This window comes from Rhizobacter sp. P2_H3 (assembly GCF_056403355.1).
In genome coordinates, this window is record NZ_JBFUFQ010000269.1 from 1 (window position 1) to 7,089 (window position 7,089).

General features: G+C 68.6%; 5 protein-coding genes. 4 read left to right on the top strand and 1 reads right to left on the bottom strand.

The features are described 5' to 3' along the window. The 3 genes from AC1D1T_RS28290 to AC1D1T_RS28300 all read left to right on the top strand — a co-directional run. Nucleotides 1–1,478: DNA primase (locus AC1D1T_RS28290; RefSeq protein WP_477992936.1), on the top strand; the 1,478-nt coding region annotated here is incomplete at its 5' end. Nucleotides 1,479–1,825: 347 nt separating this feature from the next. Further along, nucleotides 1,826–4,042, top strand: coding sequence for an RNA polymerase sigma factor RpoD (gene rpoD, locus AC1D1T_RS28295; protein ID WP_477992937.1), 2,217 nt, complete (start codon nucleotides 1,826–1,828; stop codon nucleotides 4,040–4,042). A 98-nt stretch (nucleotides 4,043–4,140) separates the two neighbouring features. Next, entirely contained in the window at nucleotides 4,141–5,115 is a 975-nt protein-coding gene (locus AC1D1T_RS28300; RefSeq protein ID WP_047508934.1) for an FHA domain-containing protein, read from the top strand. Nucleotides 5,116–5,209: 94 nt separating this feature from the next. On the opposite strand, the gene AC1D1T_RS28305 is transcribed toward AC1D1T_RS28300, so the two are convergent. Beyond that, a complete protein-coding gene (locus AC1D1T_RS28305; protein WP_477829476.1) occupies nucleotides 5,210–5,908 on the bottom strand; it encodes an HAD family hydrolase in 699 nt (232 codons plus the stop codon). 110 nt (nucleotides 5,909–6,018) lie between these two features. On the opposite strand from AC1D1T_RS28305, the gene AC1D1T_RS28310 reads away from it, so the two are divergent. After that, the coding region (locus tag AC1D1T_RS28310; protein ID WP_477992938.1) for a GAF domain-containing protein at nucleotides 6,019–7,089 on the top strand (1,071 nt) is incomplete at its 3' end.

A 7,089-nucleotide genomic window follows, 5' to 3' on the forward strand; every position in this document is an offset into this window, starting at 1 on the left:
GCGTGTTCCCGCGCTACGACGACCCGCTGCTCGAGGAGAGCGGCCTCGTCATCTCGCAGGGCGAGAACGACGAGGAGCGCAAGCGCTACGACCGCTTCCGCGACCGCATCATGTTCCCGATCCGCTCGGTGCAGGGCGACGTGATCGGCTTCGGCGGGCGCGTGCTCGACAAGGGCGAACCGAAGTACCTGAACTCGCCGGWGACGCCGGTGTTCGTGAAGGGCCGCGAACTCTACGGCCTGCACGAGGCGCGCGCCGGGCTGCGCAAGCGCGGCTATGCACTGGTGGTCGAGGGCTACATGGACGTCGTCGCGCTCGCGCAGCACGGCTTCGACAACGCCGTGGCGACGCTGGGCACGGCCTGCACGGCCGAGCATGTGCAGAAGCTGTTCCGCTTCACCGAATCGGTGGTGTTCAGCTTCGACGGCGATGCCGCCGGGCGGCGCGCAGCCGGGCGGGCGCTCGAAGCCTCGCTGCCGCATGCCAGCGACACCCGCACCGTCCGCTTCCTGTTCCTGCCGACCGAGCATGACCCGGATTCGTACGTGCGCGAGCTGGGTGCCGAAGCCTTCGAGACCTGCGTCGCGCAGGCGGTGCCGCTGTCGCGCCAGTTGCTCGAGGCGGCCCGTGACGGCGGCGACCCGTCGACGGCCGAGGGCCGGGCCAAGTTCCTCGCCAACGCCAGGCCGCTCTGGTCGGCGCTGCCGGAGGGTGCGCTGAAGCTGCAGCTGCTGGCCGAGCTGGCGCAGCAGGGCGGCATCGCATCGGCCGACCTGACGCAGCTGTGGCAGGCCTCGGCCGCGCCGCGGCACGGCGGCGGATCGCCCTCCTCCCGCCACGAGCCGCCCGACGACGACGGTTACGGCCCGCCACCGGACGACGGCGCCCCGGCCGCGCCGCGCGAGCGCTTCCAGCGGCGGGAGAGCAGCAGCGGCGGCCGCAAGTGGACCAAGGAATGGACCAAGGAGTGGAAGGGCAAGCGCGGCGAGCGCGATCGCTACGAGGAAAGCGGCCCCTTCCCGCCGCAGTCGAAGACGCGCACCGTGCCGACCAGCCCGGCCGACACCGTGCTGCGGCTGTTGCTGCTGCACAGCGACTGGTGGGACCAGCTCGGCACCGACGACCACCAACTGCTGCACGAGCTGCCGGCGCCGCACGGATCGCTGGTCACCTGGCTGGAGCGCCACCTGCTGGAACACGGCGCCACGCCATGGGCCGTGCTCGAGCAGGCACTGCACGACGGCGAATGGGCGGACGAAGGCCGCCGCCTCGTCCCGCCGGGTGTGCTGCAGGACGAAATGCAGTTCGCCGACCTGCGCCGCGTGATCGACGGCATGTGGGTCGAGCTGCTGTCGGCGCGCCTGCAGGTGCTGATCCGCCAGGCCGAAACCGACCCCGCGGCCCTGGTGCAATGGCGCGAACTCGACGCCCAGAGAAGGCAGCGCATGCAGCGCATGAAACTCGCCAATCCAACCTGACTTTGCGGCGTGACTTTGACGTAACGCTTTCTTTCGCCGATAATCGAAGGTTTGTTACGCGGCAAGAGTGACGAACGGTCAACAAAGACAGCACCTCCGGGCCCCGGCCACCCTCTGACCCAGGGTCCCCACCTCAAGGCCACCCTACCCCGCAAGGGCTGTACTCCGTTTGATGGTCACGCGACCTTGCCCATTTGATTGCGGCCCCAAGCTAAGGCTTGATCCGGGCCTCGCTACGTCTTTGGACCTCCGCTGAACAGGGCCCTGCCAAGCCGCCGTCACCCGGCTTGTTGGCGTGCCCCTGAGGCTGGGTTCGACGTGACGACCACCACCATTCGAGGATTTGCATGACCGCGAAGAAGAGCGCCCCCGCCAAGGCAGCACAGCCGGCCGCTGCGTCGAAAGCCGTGAAGGCCGGCAAGGCCGAAGCCGAAGACAAGAAGAAGGCCGTCGCCAAGCCGGCCGCCAAGGCCGCGCCCGTCGCCGAAGCCAAGGGCAAGCCGGGCCGCAAGCCGAAGGCCGCCACGGCCACCGCCGCCAAGAAGGAAGAAGTGCCCGAGGAGGACTTCTCCGACCTCGAAGCCGACCTCGAAGGCGAGCCCGAGCCCGAAGCGGCYGGCACCGACGACAAGGCTGCCAAGGCCAAGCCGCTGCGCATGAAGGTGTCGCGGGCCAAGGAACGCGCGCTGATGCGCGAGTTCGGCCTCGACGAGACCGCGCTCACCGAAGAGGAAGTCGCCAAGCGCCGCCATGAGCTGAAGACGCTCATCAAGATGGGCAAGACGCGCGGCTTCCTGACCCACCAGGAAATCAACGACCACCTTCCCGAGAAGCTGGTCGACGCCGACATCCTCGAAGCCATCGTGTCGATGCTCAACGACATGGGCATCGCGGTCTACGAGCAGGCGCCCGACGCCGCCACGCTGCTGATCGCCGGCGGCGGCACCACCACCGCCACCGAGGAAGAAGCGGAAGAAGCCGCCGAAGCGGCGCTCTCCACCGTCGACTCCGAGTTCGGCCGTACCACCGATCCGGTGCGCATGTACATGCGCGAGATGGGCACGGTCGAGCTGCTGACGCGCGAGGGCGAGATCGAGATCGCCAAGCGCATCGAAGGCGGCCTGCAGGCGATGATGCTGGCGATCAGCGCATCGCCCACCACCATCGCCGAGATCCTGTCCTATGCCGACCGCATCGGCGCCGGCGAGATGACGATCTCCGAGGTGGTCGACGGATTCGTCTCCGAAGACGAGGCGGACGACTACGTGGCCGAGGAAGACGTCGACTTCTTCGACGAGGAAGACGACGACGACGGCAACGGCGGCAGCAAGGCGCTGACCAAGAAGCTCGAAGAGCTGAAGGGCGCGGCGCTGACGAAGTTCGCCAACCTGCGCGAGAACTTCGACAAGATGCGCAAGGCCTTCGAGAAGGACGGCTACCAGTCGGCGCCGTACGACAAGGCCCAGCACGCCATCAGCGCCGAGCTGATGACGATCCGCTTCACGGTGAAGACCATCGAGAAGCTGTGCGGCATCCTGCGTTCGCAGGTCGACGACGTGCGCCGCTACGAACGCGAGCTGCGCAAGATCCTGGTCGACAAGTGCGGGATGCCGCAGGAATACTTCATCAAGCATTTCCCGCCCAACATCCTGAACCTGAAGTGGGCCGAGAAGGAAGCCGCTGCCGGCAAGCCGTACAGCGCAGTGCTGGCGCGCAACCTGCCGCCGGTGCAGGAACTGCAGAAGAAGCTGACCGACCAGCAGGGCCGCGCCGTCGTGCCGCTCGAGGACCTGAAGCAGATCAACAAGCGCATGAACGAGGGCGAGAAGGCCTCGCGCGACGCGAAGAAGGAAATGATCGAGGCCAACCTGCGCCTCGTGATCTCGATCGCGAAGAAGTACACCAACCGCGGCCTGCAGTTCCTCGACCTGATTCAAGRGGGCAACATCGGCCTGATGAAGGCGGTCGACAAGTTCGAATACCGCCGCGGCTACAAGTTCTCGACCTACGCGACGTGGTGGATCCGCCAGGCCATCACCCGCTCGATCGCCGACCAGGCGCGCACGATCCGCATCCCGGTCCACATGATCGAGACGATCAACAAGATGAACCGGCTGTCGCGCCAGCACTTGCAGGAATTCGGCTTCGAGCCCGATGCCCCGACGCTGGCCGAGAAGATGGAGATCCCGGAAGACAAGATCCGCAAGATCATGAAGATCGCGAAGGAGCCGATCTCGATGGAAACCCCCATCGGCGACGACGACGATTCGCACCTGGGCGACTTCATCGAGGACACCAACAACACCGCGCCGATCGAGGCGGCGATGCAGGCCGGCCTGCGCGATGTGGTGAAGGACATCCTCGACAGCCTGACGCCGCGCGAGGCCAAGGTGCTGCGCATGCGCTTCGGCATCGAGATGAGCACCGACCACACGCTGGAAGAAGTGGGCAAGCAGTTCGACGTGACGCGCGAGCGCATCCGCCAGATCGAGGCGAAGGCGATCCGCAAGCTGAAGCACCCGAGCCGGTCCGACAAGCTGCGCACCTATCTGGACAATCTCTGATCGATCCGCAGCCTCGGCTGCAAAGGCCCCGCAAGCACTGCTTTCGGGGCCTTTTTTGCGCCTTCCGCAGCCGTCAAGTTGCCATAAACTTCACGCTTATGACCCAGATCCTGCAGCGCACCGTGTTGTTTGCCGATCTTCGCGGCAGCACCGCGCTCTACGAGACGCTGGGCAATGCCGAGGCCACGACGGTCGTCACGCACAGCGTCGCGCTGCTCGCCCATGTGGTGACCAGCTGCCGGGGCACGGTCGTCAAGACGCTGGGCGACGGCCTGATGGCGGTGTTCGAGAACCCGATCGAGGCGGTGTCTGCCGCCGACGGCATGCATGAATCGCTGGACCGCATCGTCCCGCCGGCGAACCCGGTCGCCGGCGCGCCGGTCGTGGCGTCGCGCACGCCGGTGCTGAAGCTGCAGGTCGGGCTGGCGCACGGCGAGGTGGTCGCGATGTCGGGCGATTGCTTCGGCGATGCGGTCAACGTCGCGGCCCGGCTGCTCGACCATGCCGGCGACAACGAGACGCTGACCACCGCCACCGTGTTCTCGGCGCAGGATGCCGAGAGCAGCGCGCGCTTTCGCAGCCTCGACCGGGTGCAGCTGCGCGGCCGCGTCGAGCCGGTGCATGTCTACCTGCTCGAAGGCCGGCGCTTCGGCGACACCGCGGCCACGGCCTACGGCGACCTGCTGCCCGTCACCACCGAGCCCGAAGGCATCCGCCTCGCGTGGCTCGACCTGAACCGCGTCTATGCCGGCCCGAGCCTGCCGGTGGTGCTGGGCCGCAGCCCGCAGGCCACCTACTGCATCGACGATTCGCGGGTCTCGCGCTCGCATGCGCGCATCGACTGGCACGGCGGCGCCTTCCAGCTGACCGACCTCAGCTACAACGGCACCTACGTGCGCTTCTCCAGCGACTCCGAGATCGTGCAGCTGCGCCGCGGCACCTGCACGCTGCACGGCAGCGGTGCGATCGGGCTGGGGGCCTCACCGGCCGATCCGACCTCGCCGTGCGTGCGCTTCGAAGTGATGAAGTTCTCCGACACCCAGCCCCAGGCGCCATTCGAGTTCAATCGCTGAAGAAGGTTGCCCCACCCCCGAGGCGCTGCGCGCCTCCCCCTCGAGGGGGCAACACCAGCGGCCCGGCAAAGCCGGTTCCGCGGTGTTCGCTGGGTCAACACCCCAACATCTCTGCCAGTTCGATCAGTGTGGCGGCCTGCCCGCAGCCAGCCGGCAACGCCCCTGCCGCATGCCCGGGCCGATGCAACCACACGGCCTGAAGCCCGGCATCGCGTGCGCCGTGCACGTCGAGCAGCAGATCGTCGCCGACATGCAGCACCTGCGCCGGCGCCACGCCCAGGCGCTCGCAGGCCAGGTGGAAGATCCGCGCATCGGGCTTGCCGATGCCGAGCTTCTGCGAGCTCAGGCTGCCCTGGAAATGCTGCGCCACGCCGACCGTCGCCAGGTCGGCATTGCCGTTGGTCACAGCGAACAGCGGGAAACGCGCCGCCAGCCGCGCGAGGCCCGGCAATGCGTCGTCGAAGAATTCCACCCGCTGGCGCGCCGCGAAGAACACGTCGAACGCCGGGCCGGCCAGCTGCGGGTCGTGGCCCGTCATCGCCAGCGCGCGGGCGATGCTCTCGCGGCGGATGGAACTCAGGTCGTGCTTCCAGTGCGGGTGCTCGGCCTCCACCGCGTTGCGCAGCGCACGCAACGCCGGCGGATCGAAACGCTGCGCCGTGGCCGGCGCGTGTTCATGCAGCCAGCCATGCAGCTGGTGCTCGGCCCGCTCGATCGCCGGCCAGACCGGCCACAGCGTGTCGTCGAGATCCAGCGTCAAGGCAAGCGGCGGACTGTCAGGGAAAGCAGGCATGGCAGCTGTGGAATCCAGCGCGGCAAGAGGGTGCCGGGCCGGCGGATTGTCCGCTACAGTCGCTTGGCCTCGGAGCAGAAGACACCGATGAATCACGCCTTCCGCGCTTCATGACCCCGGCCCCCCTGCCCGCCGACGAGCCCGAGCGCCTGCGCGTGCTGCGCGAGCTCCGGGTGCTCGACACCAGCGTCGACCCGGCGTTCCTCGCGCTGGCGCGCCAGGTCGCCGCCCGCACCGGCTGGCCGATCTCGGCCATCAGCCTGGTCGATGCCGACCGCCAATGGTTCCCGGCCGCCGTCGGCCTCGGCGTGTGCCAGACACCGCGCGATCAATCGTTCTGCGGCCACGCGATCCTGCAGCCCGCGGCCTTCGAGGTGGCCGATGCGCTCGGCGACCGGCGCTTCGACGACAACCCGCTGGTCACCGGCCTGCCCGGCATCCGCGCCTATGCCTCGGTGCCGCTGGTGGTCGACGAGCGCCGCATCGGCACGGTCTGCGCGATCCACACCGAACCGGCGCGCCTGGACGCTGCGCAATGGCAGTCGCTGCACGAGCTGGCGCTGCTGGCCAGCGCGCTGCTCGACGCCCGCCTGCGCGAGCAGCGCTGGCGGCTGCAGGAGGCCCGGGTGCGCGCCGCCAGCCTGTCGGGCAACAACTGGCTGTGGGAAACCGATGACCTCGGGCAGATCAGCTGGCTGTCCGAGAACTTCGAGCACCGCATCGGCCTGCCGCCGCAGCACGACCTGGGCCGCCGCTTCCCCGAGCTGGTCCAGCCGCATGGTGGCGAGCACGCGGCCTCGTGGTCGCGCTACGAAGCGGCATTGGCCCGCCGCGAGCCCTTCACCGAACTGATCGCCGACCGCCCCTCCCCCGCCGGCGCGCTGACGCTGTCGATCAGCGGCGTGCCGGTGTTCAGCAGCAGCGGCCGCTTCCGCGGCTACCGCGGCTCGGCCACCATCATCAACGCGCGGCTGCAGGCGCAGAGCGCCGCACGCCGCGCCGAGCAGCTGCTGAGCGATGCGCTCGAGAGCATGAACGCCGGCGTGATGATCAGCGCGCCGGACGGCCGCGTCGTGCAGTCGAACGCGGCGTGGCGGCGATCGATCGGCCACGCCGCCCCGGCCGATGCGATGACCTGGCCCGAGATGGTGCGCAACATGGTCGCGCGCGGCGACTATCCC